Here is an 18,382-nt window from a genome sequence, read left to right as displayed (position 1 = left end):
TAACTGGTTTTATATGTGGCTGCAGACCGGCGGGCTGGGGCGGTAACCACAGGTCAGAGATTATCTCTCATCACCCTGCACGGATTCCCATAGGCAATCTTATCCGAGGGAATATCCCTTGTCACGACACTGCCCGCCCCGATCACGACATTATCGCCGATCGTCACTCCCGGCATGATAATCGCACCGCCGCCGATCCACACGTTGCTGCCGATCCTGACAGGCGCCGTCTGCGTCTTGCAGAACGCAAAGGAACCGTCCTCCTTCCCCTCTCCGAACCGCTCTCCGGCGTTCGTGGGATGAAAGGCCGTATAGATCTGCACATTGGGCGCAATGAGGGCGTTATCACCGATGATAATCAGATTATCATCCAGAAAGGTACAGTTCATATTCACTTCGCAGTTATTGCCGAAATAGATGTTATTTCCGTAATCCACATAAAATGGCGCCGTTATCCAGAGATTTGCGCCGCGTCCCCCCAGCATCCGTTCTAAGATCCGGTCCTTTTCGACGAAGTCCTCCGAATCTGTCCGGTTGTAATCACGGACCAGATTCTTGGCCTCGTGCCATCGGTTCAGCAGCTCGCTGTCACCGCAGTCATACAGCTGCCCCGCCAGCATTTTTTCCCGTTCTGTCATACCCGTCTCCTTTTTCTTCAGTGGTACATCCGCGCCACTTCCGCCGCCTCTCTGGCGATCTCCAGTTCCTCATTGGTCTTAATCACCAGCACATTCACCCGTGACATCCCATCAGAGATCCGGAACGCCTCCGCCTCATCTCTGTTTTTTACCTCGTCTATGGTGATCCCCAGATATTCCAGATAACTGCAGATCTCCATGCGGATATCGGAATCATTTTCCCCGACGCCCGCGGTAAATACTATATTATCAACGCCGTTCATCGCAGCCGCATAGCTGCCCACGTATTTGGCCACCCGGTAGGCAAAGATCTCCCGTGCCAGAGCCGCCTGGTCGTTATACTTAATCTCGGCGTCCTTCAGCTCCCGGAAATCACTGGAGAAATTCTTGGAAATGCCCAGGACGCCGGATTCCTGATTGAGAATATCCAGTACCTGCGCGAAATCCAGATTCTCCTTCTTCGCCAGAAATTCCAGCGCTCCCGGATCGACATCTCCGCATCTCGTTCCCATGACCAGCCCCTCTAACGGTGTAAATCCCATGGAATTGTCCACTACCTGCCCGTATTTCACCGCACAGATGCTCGCTCCGTTTCCAAGGTGGCAGACGATGGTCTTCACCCGGCCCGTGTCCTGTCCCATAAATTCCGCGGCCCTCCGTGAGACATACTTATGACTGATCCCATGAAAACCGTAGCGGCGGATCCTGTGCCTCTCATAATACCGGTACGGAAGCCCATAGAGAAATGCCTTCGGCTCCATCGTCTGGTTGAACGCCGTATCAAATACACCCACCATCAGCGTATCCGGCATCAGTTTCCGGCAGGCCTCCACGCCCACCAGATTCGCCGGATTATGGAGCGGCGCAAGGTCGTTGCACTCCGTCATGGCCTGGGTCACCTCGTCTGTGATCACCACGGATCCCGTAAACTTTTCCCCGCCATGCACAAGCCTGTGTCCAATCACATCAATTTCCCGAAAATCCTTTATCACGCCTTTTTCCGGGTCCGCCAGCGTGTCCAGCAGCGTATGAACCGCCTGCGTATGGTTTTTCATCGGCACCGCCTCTTTTAAGGAAATACCGGTGCGGGTCCGGTAGGTAAACCGTCCGTCTATGCCGATCCGCTCACATACCCCCTTCGCCAGTACCTCCTCGTTCTCCGAATCTATCACCTGAAATTTCAGCGAGGAACTGCCGCTGTTAATCACCAAAATTGTCATATCCGCTGTGCGCCCCCTTTCTGCCGTATCTGTCACTGTTTATTATACTTGACTTGCTCCCTGTTGGCAACGAAAAACGGGATGCTATACAAAACGGCACCTTCGGAGCCGCAGCTTATCTGCCTGCCCGAAGGTGCCGTCATTTCTCCCTGTTATACCGTGTCCGCTTATGCGTCCCAGTCGGTAAAAGCAACGCTGACCATACCCATGCTGCATGAAACCTTATAGAAATTGGAATCCCCGGCGTTCATGGTCTGACTTCCGCCGATTCCGCTCAGTCTGTTGTCCCCGATTCTGACCTCGCCCATTCCCACGGAGGTACGGTAGCCGTAGTGCTCCGGTTCTTTGATGTATAAGCGGACTGATCCCATTCCGCAGTCCACGGAGCACTTTCCATACAGCTCGCCCCGTACCACAATCTCTCCCATTCCACATGTAATCTTTGACGCGTAGCTGATAAAGTCCTTCATGGTCACCTGGCCCGCTCCCACGCTCAAGGTACTCTCACCAGCGGTAATTCCCGTCCCGGTCAGCGTTCCCGCTCCGATATTCAGCTTCACCTTATCAAAATGATACCCTTGGGGAATGGTAATGATCATCTTTCTCTTCGAAAATGTATTTCTTCCGATCCGCAGAATATTTTTGTCGGCAATGTCACGAACCGTCCAGATTCCGCCCGATACCTCGCTGATGATATCGCCCTCCTGATACCCTTCCGTCTCCAGGCCGAAATCATTGCCGGATCTGATAACCGCTGCACAGGCTCCGGCGCCCACAATTAGCTCGCTGATGCTGTGCATGCCGTCATCTCTGGCCGGAATCGCTAACAGGCTCTGAAATCCTGTCTGCTCCGGATCTCTGGTCTGCTCTGATTCTCTCTTCCACTCTGATTCTCTCTTTCGCTCTGATTCTCTCTTCCGCTCCGGTTCCCGTTCTCCGGAATCTTCCGATCCCATGGTGAAATTCACCTCCGGTCCCTCCTGCCGCAGAACGCCTGTTTCGTTTGCATCGCCATACGTGTTATTGGAATGACTGGCGTTTCCGCTCTGTATGCCCAGAAGTTCATCTGTACTCACTTCCAACACCTGTGATAATGGAACAAGCGTCATAATATCCGGGCAGGAAATTCCAGTTTCCCTTAGTTAAAGATATGAACCCTCTTTATCAGTCTACTTTTCCAATAAATCGGTAGTATATCTCTATTTCCTGTATTCTTTCGTTATCCTCATTCGTTGTTGCTTCGTGAATGAGTATTTTTTCTATCATTGCATTTAATAACGGTGCTGTCAGTTCCTTTGGTACGGAATACTCCTTGATTAACTCAATCCACTTTTCAGCACCTATCATATCCTGTTCCATTTTACTTAATTCTTCTCTTAGGTTGGTTATCTGCTGTTCCAGTTCTATCTGCTCTTTTTGATATTTCCCCGACAACATGATGAAGTTTCGTTCCGTTATCTTCTCACAGGCTCTATCTTCATACATTTTCGCAAATAAACGGTCAATCTCATTTTGTCGGTTCTCGGCTTTCTTCAAGGCACTTGCCTTTTTCTTCTTTTCCCGTATTCGCTCTGCATTGCCGACTTTCTGTATTTTGTTCAATACCTTTTCTTCGTCCTGCTGTACTGCCTTAGCCCAATACTGCAAGCGTTCCAATACGGCTTGATACAGCACGTCATAGCGGATATAGTGCATAGAACAATTACCTTTGCCAAACTGCCCGTAATAACTGCAAGCATAATAACTATATGGGGTTTTATTCGCCTTGTTTGTCGCAAATCTCATAGACCAGCCACAATCCGCACACTTGACAAGCCCTGCAAATATCGGCGTTGCCTTTTCCTTTGTCTGTCTACGCCTTGATTTTATCTGCTCCTGCACACGATAGAACACTTCCTTGTCAATAATCGGTTCGTGGGTATTTTCTACTCGAAACCATTCGCTTTCGGGCTTTCGTACTTTCTTCTTGCTTTTGAAAGAAACGGTTGATTGTCGATTATGAACGCTGTTTCCGATATAGACTTCACTTTTCAATATCGCCTTTACATGAGCAATCGTCCACTCATAACGCTTGCTTTCGGGCTTTCCCTCAAAGATATGAGCAAAAGTACCGTACCTTGTAAAATTCAACCAAGACGCTGTTGGGACTTTTTCTTCTCGCAGTATTTTTGTGATTTTTGCACTTCCGTAACCTTGATAGGCTAGGGAAAAGATTTTTTCAACAATCCATTTTGTTTCCTCATCAACCAACAGTTTCCCTTTGATGTCGGGGTGTTTCTTATATCCTAACGGAGCATAAGCCCCATAATACGCACCCTCTACAAATTTCGTCTTAAAGGCTGATTTCACTTTACGGCTCGTATCTCTCGCTACCCATTCATTGATGATGTTCTTAAATGGTGCAATCTCACTTTCGCCTTTTTCGCTGTCCACACCGTCGTCAATCGCTATGTAACGGACATTATGGCTAGGAAAATACAATTCTGTATATTGTCCTGTCATAATATAGTTTCTACCAAGTCGTGATAAGTCTTTTGTTACAACACAGTTGATTTTTCCTGCCTCTATATCCTCAATCATTCTTTGAAAACTCGGTCTTTCAAAATTTGTTCCCGACCATCCGTCATCAATATATTCATCAATCACATTCAAATGATGTTCTTTTGCATATAGACGCAACATACTTCTTTGTGTGGTAATGCTGGAACTTTCGCCCTGTAATTCATCATCTCGGCTTAACCTAAGATAAAGTGCAGTATTGTAAATCTGTTGTTTCATTGTCAGTTATCCTCCTTTATAACTAACCCGTGTTTACAATACCTGCTTGCAAGTAAAGTATAACACGGGTACTTTTTGTCATTCAATCTATTTCTTACAACTGCACTGATTTTATGTGATTGTCTGCTTTGCTTTTTCCAACATGACATCAGTTAGAAGTTCTTCCATTGTCTTTCCCTTTTCGGAGAAATGCTCTTTTACAACAATCTTTGTCTTTCCTCTGTTGCCAATGCCACACTTGCCATTTTTCTTTTGAATTGTTTTTACAGCATTATCAATAACACATACCCCCTTTCTGTAAAATCTTTCTAAGCAGTTCAACGGCTTTTGTCATAGCCCACAGGACTTCCACCTCTGCATTATCAATGTAGCCGTACCCATTGCGTGCGACGCTCTGAACGCTCAAGCTGTGGCTGTACGGGAGTATCATTATCTGACAGCACAGGTCATGGCGATAAATGAGGACAAGTCTTTTACAAGAACACAGATAGGTTGTCGCTCACTTTTGCAGGAGAAAGGTCATGGCGTATCTGTTTCAACGGCTCGCTGTCTGTCAAAGGTATTGAATTGCTTTATTCAGTTGTCAAAGAGCGATTGAAAGAAGAAAATCATCTTTCCTATATACCGCGTAGGAAAAGAGGAGAAATGTAACTAAAATTCAAAACTTTTTCCCTTTTTCACTACTATCTGTACAGCAAACGTCCATTTGCTAAGTTGAAATAGAAAAATTTTAACTTCTTTTCATGCACCATATAGGGATAGAAAATGTCATTTTGCTAAGTTGATGATGAAAAAAGAATATTTTCCTTTTCACACCCTAACTACCAAAAAGATACTGTTACTGCCAACAATAGAATGAACTATTTTCTTCACTCCATATCAGGACAGAAAAGCGTTATTTGTATCACATTTCTTAAACTTTTTTCTTTCTACGCCATATAGGGAACGGAAACCTTAAATTGTTAAGTTGAAGATAAAATAATTTTCTCTTTTCACATCAATACTCAACAGTCAATGCCTGTTTGAATACAAATGGAAGATAGTTTTTCTTCTTTTTGCATAATACTGTCCACTCAACTCGATTTTCCGACATTTTTTCAAAACTTTTTTCGTCTTTCACTTCATATAGGGACAGCAAGCCAAAATTTAATGACCTATTTTCAAAAAAAGTTTAGATTTCCTCAACTTCACACCATATAAGGAATAGAAACCTTGTTTTGTTGCAGATTTTTCAAAATAATTTCAATTTCTTTTTAATTTTCATATCTGTACATCAAATAAAATTTTCATGCTCTCAAGTTAGATTTCCTGTTCTCGCACCATATCTGTACGAAAGTTGATGTTTTGTTGCAGATTTCTCAAAGAAATTAAAAAATACCGTCATTCTCTTGTGGAACAGCGGTATCTATTCGTTCTTCTATGGTTGATTTTTCTAACTGTAATAAGTGTTTATGCTTATCTTTGAGTTCTGCCTGTTCAATCATATCTTTTAGTATCGTTGTATGATTTTCTTTATCTAATGCCTGTACCATTTTTATGGTTGGTGCAACCTGTCTTTGTAACCAATGCAACGCTTTTTGTAAAGTATAAGGTTCTGGCTTTGTAGTTAATCGTATCGGCTCTCTGTTTTCCCCTACAAACCATGCCCAATCATCATTTGTTTTCCATTGACTTTTGGGTTTATCATCTTCTCTATCTACAAAGCGGACATAATGATTGATGATAGAAAAAGCGGTGCGTTCAGCGTCCCTATAGGTCAGTAAATCTACAACCGCATAATAGGCTCGTTCATTCTTCATGCGTATTTCAAAACGGTTCTTGATTTCTGTATCTTCAACTTCTGTGCCATTCTTGACATACTGCTCATAATTCTTCTGATAAGCACACATATATAACTCACTACTGGTTGAACCGAGATATAAGGTTTCTCCTGTATTCTTTGGCAAATCGCTACCGCATTTTTCCGTACCGCTGTAATCTTTCTGCTTACGGAAGTAGGAGATACATTCGCCTGCCTTGTATTTTTCCTTTAACTTTGGAATATCCAATATTCCTGCTTTATCATTGATTGCTAAATCAAGACGTTTCATCACACCACCTGCCGTCATACAATCAAGCATGAAGTCATACCATGAGCGTTCCTGTGCCAATAGATAACTTTCCATTTGACGACACCCTCTGCCTTTTAACTCTAACAAAACACCTAAATGCTCTTGCATGGAACACATGATATTGATGTCGCCTAAAACATATTTACTTTCATATCCGTATTTTCCATAATCTTCATAAAGCATATAATCGGATTTTAGTTGTAATACATCACGAATAATCTTTAATGCGTCCGTAGTAGGAAAGCGGACACGGAAGTAATCAATCAACAGAAATAATGGCTCTTGCGGATTGAAACGCTCAATCTGTTTTTCCATGACTTCTTTTAATTCGTCATTCAATGGCTGTTTTCCTTTTTCAATGCGGTTGTAATATTCACGGCTGATACCACAGGCAACAGCAAACCTTGTTTGCGTTACTCCGTATTCTTCACGCTTTTGTCTTAATTCTTCAAAAAAGTTTTTATCATTCATTCTTTAATTCCTCCAATCAAAAAAGGCAACTACCATTTACTGATAATTGCCTGTCATTAAAAATCTGTATAGAAAAAGCAGTCAATCCTAAGACTAACTGCTTATGCATACAGATATGAAGTTGTTTACCTTTATTGCAAGCTCTCATAAATCAGAAACACACCTGATAAAAATGTCAAAAAAGCTACAATTTCTATACGAAAATCAAAACACTTAAAAACTTCTTTTCCATACTTTTCATTTTTAAATACAAATATTTCTTTTCCAATTTTTCTTTTTCCCAGTGATAAAAGGATACAACCGTGTGCCGTATAATACTTTTTATTCTTAATTTTTATAATATAAGCGTGCTTTTTTACAGAAATTCCACCAACTACATACCCAGCGTTTTGGTCTACAATACCTATTATTTTTCCTTTACATTTTTCGCCAGTAAAAACAACTCTATATTTTAGATACAACAAGTATAAACTGACAATAATGATAATAATTCCTAAAATCAACATTTAAGTTTATCCTCTCTTATAACAACTTCAAATTTTTTATTTTTTCATATCCACATTATAACATTCTCATATCAGCACCACAATAAAAATAATTAAGCACCAATAATCTTATTGAATATCTCCAACCGTAAATCTTTCACACCATCAGCGTTGAATACTGAGCTACAACAATTAAGGCAACTACTACTGTATATTGATAATTGCCAATACTTACATTTCTGCAAAAGAAAAAGACAATTAACTTCTTGTTTGAAATCAACGGTCTGTCCTATGTCTTATTCAATTTTTCCAAGTGATAATGGCATAATTTATATCACACCATGTAAAATGCGGTTTCGCCTTGTAAATACAGCGTTTTCCGCTTGTTAATGTATATTGACTCTTGTTTTTTGTGCCCCCCTTGTTAGATAACGGGGGCTTAATCTTCGCTCGCCACAGGCTCGCTCACAGACGAAGTGAACCAGCCACTTGCAAGACATGGCAGAAAAATCTGAGAGATTTTCCTGCCACCGTGTCTGGATCACTCCGTCTGTTTAATCATTTCCTTTATTTTCTTGTATAGGTACTCCATTTTTCTTCATGTATTCTATAAAAGACTCAGTCCCTATTAGCATTGCATCTAAATTTATTTTTTTCTCGTTCTGCACTATGATTTTTATACTACCGCTTGTACTGATTTCAATATATTCTATTTTTGTAATTGAAATCTTTCTTTTCTTCATAGGGTAAATAACAATCAATTCCTGTTCTTCTATAATTATTTTATATTTACTGATTGCCCATGCAGTAAAAGCACTAATAATCCCCATAACCAAAAACAAAATAGTAATACCAGTATCTTGCCATAAATATATAATAACCACTGAACATATCATAGAAATAATGAAACACCCATATAAAATTTTAGAAAATACAGGTGGAAAGCATAATTCTTTTAAATCCCCTTGCAATTTATACTTTTTGCTTGTTATCATAGATATTATTCCAAATACTAATGTCATAAAAAATAATCCTATTATTTTCATCACTTATTCTCCTTAATCTCTCCATATCTACTATTAGGTAAATATCTAACTCTCAGATATTCCCCCTTTTGTATTCCTTTACTATAAACAGTTACAAATATTTCTTTTTTAGTTTTATTATCCATAATTCCAATAGCTCTTGTTTTGTTTTTATCTTCATCACTATAATTCCAAGATGTTACTGTTCCCTCTACTTCAAGATAATTGCCAGAATTTATGTTTGGAAAATCCTGTACAGCAGGAAGAACTACCCGCAAAAACGCAGGAATCAAAATGATACCTATAATACCATTTGAAATCATATTCATCCTTTTTTCATTTCTCTTTACAAAATCTCTCATGTCCAATGGAGCATTTTCCCAACGAAAGATTTTTTTCTTTTTTATTATGTGATATAAAAACCATATTGTAAGAACAGATAACAATAAAGCTTCCATATATAAAACCATAATTATTCTCCCCATACTCTTTTCTCCTAGAAATTTCTTTGCAAATTGTTAACCGATTGATTTTTTATCTGATAATTTATTATATCATTTATAGAACTCACATGTCATTACTTTTCTGCTATCTGTCAAAATATTTTTTATCCCATGCCTTATCAAGAGTGCAAGCATTGCTTACGCAACAAGCTCTTGACAATTCATGCTCTAAAAAATGAAAGATAGTCAAGCAGAAAAAAGAACAAATTGTGCTGTGTTACAGCAACAAAAAAACATCTCATATTTTGTATGAAATGCCATTTTGCTTTTCTTTATGCTATTTTCTTTGTCGTATCAAGGTTCTTTCAATCGTAGTAAATTAGTGGTAAATTTCTTTTGTATTTTCATTCATATTGCTTAAAGTTCCTGCGTTTATGCGGATAATAGGATTTTTAATCTTTTTGGTATAAAAAAGCAGGAGACCTTTTCAGATTTCCTGCTCAGTAGAGTTGTGAAGATGTTATTGTTGTTATTTAATTTCAATGTTCGTCATAGTTACTAACCCAAGACGAACTAAAATAGTTTGTACGATACGACACCAAAAAATACCTAGAATCAGGAGCAAAGCATATAAAATAATTGACGCTTGTAAATATTGTCTGCCAAAGTGAATAAGAATAAGCAGTGGAGACATTAATATTACAAAGAATATAATGCTTGTAATTATTCTTTTTATGTTTTTTGTATCTGCTAAATCAAATTCAGCTCCACAAGAACATTCGTTAGGTATTCCTCCTTTTATTTCAGTACCACAGTTCATGCAATATAGTTTCTTCATTCTAATCACCTCTACAACCTGGAATTGTTCTATTATTATCTTTCAATTTCTATACTTAAAGATTTTCCAGATTTATCACTTTGAAAATTTTCATAATACCAAAAATAGAAAGGCTTTTCACAAAGTTCAAAATAAATAATTTCATCGGGTTTTTTATTTTCTATTTTTGTATTGTAAATATCTTCATCATGTACAAATCCATATAAAAAGCGACTATTGTCTGGACTGATATTTAAGTCTTGCAATCTATCACTTAATGCTAACTGTGATTTTAGTAACGACATCGTATCTTTGTCATACGGGCGGTCTTTCTTTATAACCTCATGTACACTTGTAATATGAGCATATCTCTTTTTACCATCTACTTCCTTAATTTTGAATTTTGAAAATGTCAAACTTGACTCTATATCGTTTTTTTCTGATATATACAAAACACTTTTATAGTTTTCGTTTTCAAACTCCTTTATAATCTTATCAATATGTGTTTTATATTCTTCGCCTTGTTCAAACTCAATAGAGGCACTTAACAGAGCATCCTGTATTGAGTTTGCATAATTTTTATCAGAAAGTAAACTTTCTTTTGAGTTTAAATCTTCTATTGGATAATATTTTGTTATTTCTTCCGGAACATATTTATCGTTCATTTCTGTTCTTTGTATTAAACTATTTCCACCTGTTATTTGACCTAAATATCCAAGCCCTAGAAAAACACTAAACACAAAAATAATTATTCCCAATATTATCCAAATTACCTTCTTTTGTTTAGTCATAAGATTAAGCCCTCTCAATTTATTGATTGTTAAATACAAATTTATATGTTTCTCTGTATTCACATTATACCATTTTCCACTACCCGCTACAATATTTCAAAATCTTAAGACTACTTTTTTCTGCTTTTGAAAAGCTACTTTACCGTCCATAATTTGTAAAGGGTGCCAAAGCATTGCTTACGCAACAAGCCCTTGACAAACCACAGCCTGATAAGTTTAGAGTAATCAAGCAGAAATGAAATAGTCTGCTGTTTCAAGGCAACGAAAAAGAGATACCAGCACATTTATGCAGTATTTCTAACTTAATCACACTATTCTTTTATTCGCAAGCAGGAAAACACAGGTTATTTCTTAATATCCTTTTGTTTGGGAAACTCCTGACTCCCATTTACTCACGGCCTGCGCCGATATTCCCAACTGTTCCGCAAGCTGAGCCTGGGTCAGTTTTTTCCGTTTTCTTAAGTATGCGATTCTATCGCCCATAGTTCCCGGAACAAATTCTTTTCTATCCTGCATCCTTCTGTTCTCCTTCCGTCTCAGCGTCTGTTTTTCACCGCGGTTTGTTGCGCTGTACATTTTTAAGATATCCTCATTCCACCTCAAAAATCAAGCAACCAGCGGTTGTTAATCACGCAAATCACAAAAAACAACCACTGGTTGAGTTCCTGAAACCAGTATATCACTCTTTTGCGTATGTGTCAGCTAAACTATGGGCGTTTGAACTGTAACTATAAACACCGGCTAACTGCCGGTCATATCTTTTTCTCTTGTCTTTAGTCAGTTAATGATGTATAATTTTGGTATGTTTTGGATACTATATAGTTCTTATAATGATAATTATGAGAATATTCTATATATTATCTATATGTTATTTTACTATTTTTTTATATTATACTTCTGGAGTTTGTACCCTACGCCTCCTTTTCCCTATATTTTTGATAAACAGCTGCAGCCACACCTGTTTTTTTGTACTCATAATTATCATTATCTGCTTAAGCCGTTATATCCAAAGCATATATAAATGATTTATAAGATGACAAGGAGGTATCGGATATGGAGAAAAAAGAAGAAAAAAAGACAACTCACAGGCGATTGCTTGTCACACTTGTTTTAATGATGAGCCTGGCGTGGAGTATGATTGCCATGGCAGGCAAAACAGGATGGCAGCAGGAGGAGGGCCTTTGGCATTTTTATGACAAGGACGGGGTTATGGTTTGCGATGAATTTAAGAAATCAGGTAATTCATGGTTCTATCTCAATGAAGATGGTGTGATGGTCACAGGAGAGCTGATCGAAGATGGTGACGATCTCTATTATGCCAGCGAGGCGCCGGACCCTGATGATTCAAATGACAAGCGTATAGCGGGCGCGTTGGTGTCGAAGCAATGGATAGAAATTGGCAGCGGCAACTGGTACTTTTTCGGAAGTGACATGAAGGCTGTCAAAGGCCTTAAAACGATTAATCAAAAACTCTACTTTTTCGGAGAAGACGCGAAAGCTTTCCAGGGACTGCTGCAGATTGACAGCGATACCTATTATTTCGGAGAAGATTATACTGCCTGGAAAGGCTGGTTAACGATTGGCAGTGACTGTTATTATTTTGGAGAAGACTTCAGGGCCTATAAAAACAAAAATGGAGTGACTATCGGCGGCGTTAAGTATTCATTTGACAGCGAAGGAAAACTTATGGAATTTGCAACTCCCAGTGTCGCGACAGTCAGGCAGGCGCTGGAAAGCCTGACGTACAATGTCGATCAGGAAGATGCCAACAGTGAGGACGAATGCATCGATTATGTACAGAGCTACGCCCAGGAATATCTGGATCAGATACCCGGCAGCGACAGTATCTATATCAAAGCCAGCCCGAGCAACTGTACGCCGGCAGTGGCAGGTACAAGTTCCAAAAAAACAGGCACTGACGGCAAATTCAGATTTAAGTTTCTTATTACTCTCGATACCGATGAAGGGGAGATCGAAGGGATGACCAGGCTCCTGACTCTTACGATCAAAGCCACCCCTTACCATTCCAGCAGTTCGGGAGGCAGCTCTTCCTCAGGAAACGGTTCTTCCTCGGGAAGCAGTTCTTCCTCAGGAAGCCGTTCAGTAAGCCAGGCGCAGCAGTACTTAGACGCAGTGGCCAGGCATTATACTGTATCCGGTACCTGGGAGGAGGATGGCGGCAAATGGAGACTTAAGAAACCAGACGGCTCCTATCTGACGGAGGCCTGGGCCTATCTCAGCGGCAAATGGTACTATATAGGTAAGGATACCTATATGATAACTGGTCTTACTGCCATAGGCGATCAGGTCTTCTACTTAAACCCCATAACTGGCGAGATGATGACCGGTTGGCAGCAACTGAATGGAACCTGGTATTATTTCTGTACAGACAAAGAGGGCAATCAGGGCGCTATGCTAAAGGACATCACCACACCTGACGGCTACCATGTTAATGAAGATGGCGTCTGGATTCCATAAAATCCGGATTAATACTCTTCCGGTTCTATAAAATTATATAGTCAAAAGGGCGCCGCAAAATCATGATTTTGCGGCGCCCTCTGTACTCCTGCTTATATCTAAAGAGCTGTTCTCATCGGCCCAGCAGTTCGATCAGCCTGCCATGTGCCTTCTTATAAGCTGACACGCCATCCTGCTCCCTGCGCTCCCTGGCTCCCTGCTCCAGTTTATCCAGGCCGTCGAATGACACGAGATGCGGTTCCAGACTTAAAAATCCTTTATAGCCTGAAGAATCCAGCATGGACAGAATCTCCTTCACATTGCCGTCACCATCCCCCGGAAGCACGACCTCGCCGTCTTCCTGAAGGGCATCCTTAATATGTATATAGAAGATATAAGGTTTCAGCATCTCATATGCCTCCAGCGTATCCTGGCCGCACTGGACAAAATTTGCAAAGTCAAAGACACCTTTAAAATGATCTCCGTAAAACGCCTCCATCAGCTCCAGGCACCGGCTGGCAATATCGCCGTAAATCTCCTTTTCATTTTCATGGAGAAGGACGACATCCTGTTCCACAGCATAGTCCACCATACGCTTCATTCTGGAAAATACCTCTTCCTTATACTGCGCAGGATCTTCCCCTTCCGGTATGTAAAAGCTGAACATGCGGATATACCGTACTCCCCACAGCTTTGCCAATTCCACAACATGCCGGTATGTCTCGAAATGCGGTTCAAAGTCATCGGTAATCTTAATCTTTCCGATCGGTGATCCCACAGAAGAAACACGGATACCAGCCGCTTTCATCCTCTCTCCCAGTTCGGAAGCCATCTCAAGGCTTAAGTCTGCCACGCCGGTTCCATCGGCGCTTCGAAGTTCTACATACTCCTGTCCCAGTTCCTTTAAAACACTTAACTGTATATCAAAATCCTTATTGATTTCATCTGCAAATCCAGAAATTCTGCAGTCACTTAACATTTTTACTCTCCTCTTCGTTTTTCCTGCTGCCTTGCAGTTCCCCTGCCATCTCAAGTTCCCCTGCTGCCTCGCAGTTTCCTGCCATCTTACAGTTCCCCTGCCATCTCACAGTTCCCTGCCATCTTACACATTCCCCGCCGTCTCATAAGCCTTCAGCATGAGCCAGACGGTGTCCTTAATCTGTTCCAGACCAACGGAAAATGGTTTTCCCTGCTCCACGCTCTCATAAAAGCTGTGAATACAGTCCATATGTCCAGCCCCCCAGTAGCTCTTGCCTAAATGTTCCCGGCCCGAGTAATCGATCGTTTTCGTCTCCCCATCGCTGCCCGCAATGGTGACTTTCAACTCCTCGATCCGGACCCTGGCCTTCTCGCATTCCAGTTCGATCATGGGAGGAACATCCGCCACATAGCCAGTAGTAGCATAGAAGCATGCCTTTTCTTCCCCGTAAGAGATGTAGGCCTCCATCGTGTCCTCCACCTCAATAATGCCCTTTAAATGGTGATTGGAGGTGGATGCTTCCATGGTCAGAGGCGTCTTTCCGATCAGATACTGGATCAGGTCAAGCGTATGGATGGACTGATTGATCAGAGCGCCGCCGCCTTCCTTTTCAACCGTTCCGCGCCAGCCGCTCTCCGTATAATAGCGTTCCTTTCTGCACCAGGTGACCAGGCCCCTGGCTCCCAGGATCCTGCCGAACTCACCGTTCTCAAGCCGTTCCTTCACCGCCGCAACGCTGGGATTAAACCGGTTCTGAAAGCAGACGCCCAGGGCTGCCCCATTGTTCGCCTCTTTTTCCGCACGCTGAAGCGTCTCCCACTGCTCCTGGCTGATGACCGGGGGCTTCTCCATAAATGTATGAATTCCCCGCCTTAACGCCTCCGCTGCCATGGGCGTGTGAAGATAATGAGGCGTACAGATATGGAGGACGTCGATCTCCTCCTTCTCCAGCATCTGTTTCCAGTCGGTATAGGGAACTGCACCGTACTCCCGGGCCATAGACTCCGCGCGTTCCGGAATTACATCTGCCACGGCAGCCAGTTTGCAGCCTTCCATTTTCATGATCGATTTCGCGTGTACTGCGGCAATGCTGCCGCATCCGATGATCGCACTCTTCATTTATGCTTCCCTCTTTATCTTCTCTCTTCTAAGCCTTTCCACTCCCATAGGACCCCTTTGTGTTGAAGGTTATCTCGTTCACATGTTCCTTTTTCCGGGAAGCGGCTCTCTTCTTATTCAGTTCCTCCAGGAACAGCTCTTCGTCGAAGGGAATCTCCACCGGGCGTTTCAGCCAGCTGGATAAATGCATGGCATTGGAGAGTGTTAATCCGTTAATTCCTTCCTCTCCGCCCGCGATCAGCGGTTCTCCTCTTAAAATGGCTCCTGCAAATGCCCTCAGGACTCCCACATGCTGAAGATTTTCTCCGTCTGTCTCCACGTCGATCCATCTTCCCTCAGGCTTCTTAAAGCCTTCCGTGGCGGTATAGCAGTATTCTCTCTCATTGACATCCAGCTCGTAAACCTTAATCTCCTCATTTTCGCAGACGATCTTTGCCTTTTCTAAATCCACCTCAAACCGGTTGGTTCCGGGCGCATCTCCCGTTGTCGTCACAAATACGCCGGTTGCACCGTTCGGATACTCCAGATACGCCGTCACATCGTCTTCCACCTCAATATCATGCCATTTGCCCTCGTGGCAGAAGGCCTGAACCGACTTCGGCATGCCGCAGATCCACTGAATCAAATCCAGATTGTGAGGACACTGGTTTAAAAGGACACCGCCGCCCTCGCCGTCCCAGGTAGCGCGCCATCCGCCGGAATTGTAGTACGCCTGGGTTCTGTACCAGTCTGTGATGATCCAGTTGACACGCTTGATGGCCCCGTACTGGCCGCCGTTCACCAGCTCATGCATCTTCCGGTAGATGTGGTTCGTCCTCTGATTGAACATCATTCCAAATACCAGATCGTGCTTTGCTGCTTCCTCGTTCATCTCCCGTACCTGCTTCGTATAAACGCCCGCCGGTTTTTCACACATGGCATGAAATCCCCGTTTTAAAGCCTCCATCACATACTTCGGATGGTCATAGTGTGGAATCGCCACCAGAACGGCGTCCATGTCCGGATAATCCAACAGCTCCTCCGCCGTTTCAAAAATCTTCACGTTCTCCGGAAGAGTCTCCTCTGCCCATTGACGTCTCGATTCCCGCAGGTCAGCAACCGCCGCCAGCTCTATCTCCGGCACTTTCCCATCTAAAATACTCTCCACATGGCCGCTTCCCATGTTACCAATCCCGATAATTCCCAGCCTTACTTTATTCATGATCCTCTCCTCCTTCTACCTGTATCCCAATTCCGCAAGATTCCGCCAGCTCTTTTCCAGGCAGACAAATGGATTCTCCAGACACGTATCCTGTTCCACCAATGCGTATTCGCAGTCAGTCTTCTTAAGTGCCTCTAAAATAGCGGGGAAATTCATGTTTCCTTCCATCACCGGAGCCATGACCTCCTGCCCGTTCACGATGCCTCTGTCCTTTAAGTGAACGCAGGGAATCCGGTCGGCCAGACGCTCGATCCACTGGCACACATCACCGCCCGCCGTCTGTACCCAGTACGTATCCAGCGTAATTCCAAGCTCATCAGGGGCAAATGCGTCCAGCAGATAATCCATCAGATACGTTCCCCCTGTCTTCTCAAACTCAAACGCATGATTGTGGTACATGAGACGCATTCCCGCCTCCTTAATCATACGGGCAGGTTCCTTAAAATCGACTGCAAAACGCCTGATCCAGTCCGGGTTCCGGTATTTCTCCGGCATCGATCCGATACCGATATACTTGCATCCCATCACCTCATGGTCGCGGATCAGCTGCTCCGTATCCTTCCGTATCCTGTTTATATCGCTGTGGGTCAGCACGATCTTCAGTCCCATCTCGTCGGCAATTTCCCTGGCAATCTGTGGGGTGATCTCGCTGCCTGTGGCCGACATCTGTACCGTCTCATATCCGATCTCCGCAACCCGTCTCATGGTCTCCCGAAAATCCGGCACCGTCTGTGTAAACAGCCTGACTGTATAAAGCTGTGCTCCTGTCTTCATAAATCATTACCTCCTGCATTCATTTCTGCTGCCTCTATCATAGCGCTCTTCCCGCAAAAAATGGATTGGTAATGATGAAATAAAGTTTGCAAATATAGCCCTCCCTGATATACAATAGAAGCAGCCAGCATCGATTTTGCTTATGCGCACATTTGGGAGGAACTGCTTCATGATCTACGAATCCGCCCCGGCCCCCGTGTCGGGAAAAGTAAATTTTACCACCAGTCATATGAAAAGCGATACCTTTGAAGTCCATTACCACTCCTGCTATGAGATCTACTATTTTCTAAAGGGAGATGCCGATTATATGGTGGAAGGCCGGGAGTACCATCTGACTCCCCACAGCCTGATTCTGCTGTCCCCCTACGTTTTTCACGGAGTGAGGGTGAATTCCACGACGGATTACGTCCGCTGTTCGGTCCATTTTTCGCCGGAATCGGTCATTGCAGAGCGGCGTGTCCTTCTGCTGTCCTCATTTCCGGGAAATAAAAAAAGCGGACCAGGAGAAGTGTTCTACGAACAGACGGAAGAATATGGCCTTCACGCCTATTTTGAACACTTAATCTGGTCCCAGAAACAGCCTGCTGCCTTAAGCGGCGCCTATTATGCCATGTTCTTAGAAGCGCTCCTGGCTGAGATTTCCCTGATGTGCCAGACCCTGCGGCCCTCTACGCCTGACAGCAGCGCCTCCGGCACCATAACGGATATCATCCGCTATTTAAATGAGCACTTAACCGAGCCCGTCACACTCGACGAACTGTCCGGCCGCTTTTTCATCAGCAAATACTATATGAACCGCGCATTTAAAAAGGCCACCGGCACCACAGTCATGGATTACTTAATCTACAAGCGCATCGTCATGGCCAGACAGCTCATGCTCAACGGCTTCACGGCGGCTGACGCGGCCAATGAGACGGGCTTTGGAGACTATTCAACCTTTTACCGCGCCTATAAAAAGGTGATGGGATGCCGCCCCGGAGCGGACAGGACCGGAAAAACGTCCCCGAATCCCCATGAAACAGTGAAAAAAGTGCAGGGAACCGATATTTAACCGGTCCTGTGCACTTTCTTTT

General features: G+C 43.0%; 17 protein-coding genes. 2 read left to right on the top strand and 15 right to left on the bottom strand.

What is annotated here, in order from left to right; translation table 11 throughout:
- Positions 1 to 53 precede the first annotated feature (53 nt).
- The 11 genes from H8S80_RS01405 to H8S80_RS01350 form a co-directional block, all read right to left on the bottom strand.
- Positions 54 to 638 carry a sugar O-acetyltransferase gene (locus H8S80_RS01405; protein WP_002600678.1) on the bottom strand — a complete coding sequence of 195 codons (585 nt, stop codon included), beginning with the start codon at positions 636 to 638 and terminating at the stop codon, positions 54 to 56.
- 17 nt (positions 639 to 655) lie between these two features.
- The gene (locus H8S80_RS01400; RefSeq protein ID WP_117633429.1) at positions 656 to 1,858 is read right to left on the bottom strand and encodes an acetate/propionate family kinase; all 1,203 of its coding nucleotides are present in this window, start codon (positions 1,856 to 1,858) and stop codon (positions 656 to 658) included.
- Between the two features lie 167 nt (positions 1,859 to 2,025).
- Positions 2,026 to 2,934 (bottom strand): DUF4097 domain-containing protein, encoded by a 909-nt coding sequence (locus tag H8S80_RS01395; RefSeq protein WP_243010396.1) that lies wholly within the window; start codon positions 2,932 to 2,934, stop codon positions 2,026 to 2,028.
- An 88-nt stretch (positions 2,935 to 3,022) separates the two neighbouring features.
- Positions 3,023 to 4,636, bottom strand: a complete 1,614-nt coding sequence (locus H8S80_RS01390; RefSeq protein WP_113990459.1) for a recombinase family protein — start codon at positions 4,634 to 4,636, stop codon at positions 3,023 to 3,025.
- Positions 4,637 to 6,003: 1,367 nt separating this feature from the next.
- Positions 6,004 to 7,218, bottom strand: coding sequence for an XRE family transcriptional regulator (locus H8S80_RS01380; RefSeq protein WP_187049034.1), 1,215 nt, complete (start codon positions 7,216 to 7,218; stop codon positions 6,004 to 6,006).
- Between the two features lie 131 nt (positions 7,219 to 7,349).
- The gene (locus H8S80_RS01375) at positions 7,350 to 7,724 is read right to left on the bottom strand and encodes a hypothetical protein (RefSeq protein ID WP_054344485.1); all 375 of its coding nucleotides are present in this window, start codon (positions 7,722 to 7,724) and stop codon (positions 7,350 to 7,352) included.
- A 533-nt stretch (positions 7,725 to 8,257) separates the two neighbouring features.
- A complete protein-coding gene (locus H8S80_RS01370) occupies positions 8,258 to 8,749 on the bottom strand; it encodes a hypothetical protein (RefSeq protein WP_004614024.1) in 492 nt (163 codons plus the stop codon).
- Positions 8,749 to 9,213, bottom strand: a complete 465-nt coding sequence (locus tag H8S80_RS01365; RefSeq protein ID WP_004614025.1) for a hypothetical protein — start codon at positions 9,211 to 9,213, stop codon at positions 8,749 to 8,751. The genes H8S80_RS01370 and H8S80_RS01365 overlap by 1 nt, the downstream gene beginning before the upstream one ends.
- Before the next feature lie 487 nt (positions 9,214 to 9,700).
- Positions 9,701 to 10,009, bottom strand: a complete 309-nt coding sequence (locus H8S80_RS01360) for a hypothetical protein (protein ID WP_004614026.1) — start codon at positions 10,007 to 10,009, stop codon at positions 9,701 to 9,703.
- Between the two features lie 35 nt (positions 10,010 to 10,044).
- The gene (locus H8S80_RS01355) at positions 10,045 to 10,779 is read right to left on the bottom strand and encodes a hypothetical protein (protein WP_042741426.1); all 735 of its coding nucleotides are present in this window, start codon (positions 10,777 to 10,779) and stop codon (positions 10,045 to 10,047) included.
- A gap of 351 nt (positions 10,780 to 11,130) precedes the next feature.
- Positions 11,131 to 11,295, bottom strand: coding sequence for a helix-turn-helix domain-containing protein (locus H8S80_RS01350; protein ID WP_187049033.1), 165 nt, complete (start codon positions 11,293 to 11,295; stop codon positions 11,131 to 11,133).
- Between the two features lie 537 nt (positions 11,296 to 11,832).
- Here H8S80_RS01350 and H8S80_RS01345 point away from each other — a divergent pair.
- Positions 11,833 to 13,257 (top strand): N-acetylmuramoyl-L-alanine amidase family protein, encoded by a 1,425-nt coding sequence (locus H8S80_RS01345; protein WP_117633430.1) that lies wholly within the window; start codon positions 11,833 to 11,835, stop codon positions 13,255 to 13,257.
- Between the two features lie 112 nt (positions 13,258 to 13,369).
- Here H8S80_RS01345 and H8S80_RS01340 read toward each other — a convergent pair whose 3' ends face one another.
- From H8S80_RS01340 to H8S80_RS01325, 4 genes are all read right to left on the bottom strand, one after another.
- On the bottom strand, positions 13,370 to 14,215 hold the full coding sequence (locus H8S80_RS01340; protein WP_002600681.1) for a sugar phosphate isomerase/epimerase family protein: 846 nt from the start codon (positions 14,213 to 14,215) through the stop codon (positions 13,370 to 13,372).
- Positions 14,216 to 14,338: 123 nt separating this feature from the next.
- Entirely contained in the window at positions 14,339 to 15,334 is a 996-nt protein-coding gene (locus tag H8S80_RS01335; RefSeq protein ID WP_117633431.1) for a Gfo/Idh/MocA family protein, read from the bottom strand.
- 28 nt (positions 15,335 to 15,362) lie between these two features.
- Entirely contained in the window at positions 15,363 to 16,535 is a 1,173-nt protein-coding gene (locus tag H8S80_RS01330; protein ID WP_117633432.1) for a Gfo/Idh/MocA family protein, read from the bottom strand.
- 15 nt (positions 16,536 to 16,550) lie between these two features.
- Complete coding sequence (locus H8S80_RS01325) at positions 16,551 to 17,309, bottom strand: sugar phosphate isomerase/epimerase family protein (protein WP_117633433.1); 759 nt, start codon at positions 17,307 to 17,309, stop codon at positions 16,551 to 16,553.
- A 169-nt stretch (positions 17,310 to 17,478) separates the two neighbouring features.
- Here H8S80_RS01325 and H8S80_RS01320 point away from each other — a divergent pair, with 169 nt between their 5' ends.
- Positions 17,479 to 18,360, top strand: coding sequence for a helix-turn-helix domain-containing protein (locus tag H8S80_RS01320; RefSeq protein ID WP_002600685.1), 882 nt, complete (start codon positions 17,479 to 17,481; stop codon positions 18,358 to 18,360).
- Positions 18,361 to 18,382: the final 22 nt, after the last annotated feature.

Source organism: Hungatella sp. L36 (genome assembly GCF_014288035.1).
Note: the sequence above shows the minus strand (reverse complement) of the source record. Positions and strands in the feature narration are given on the sequence as shown.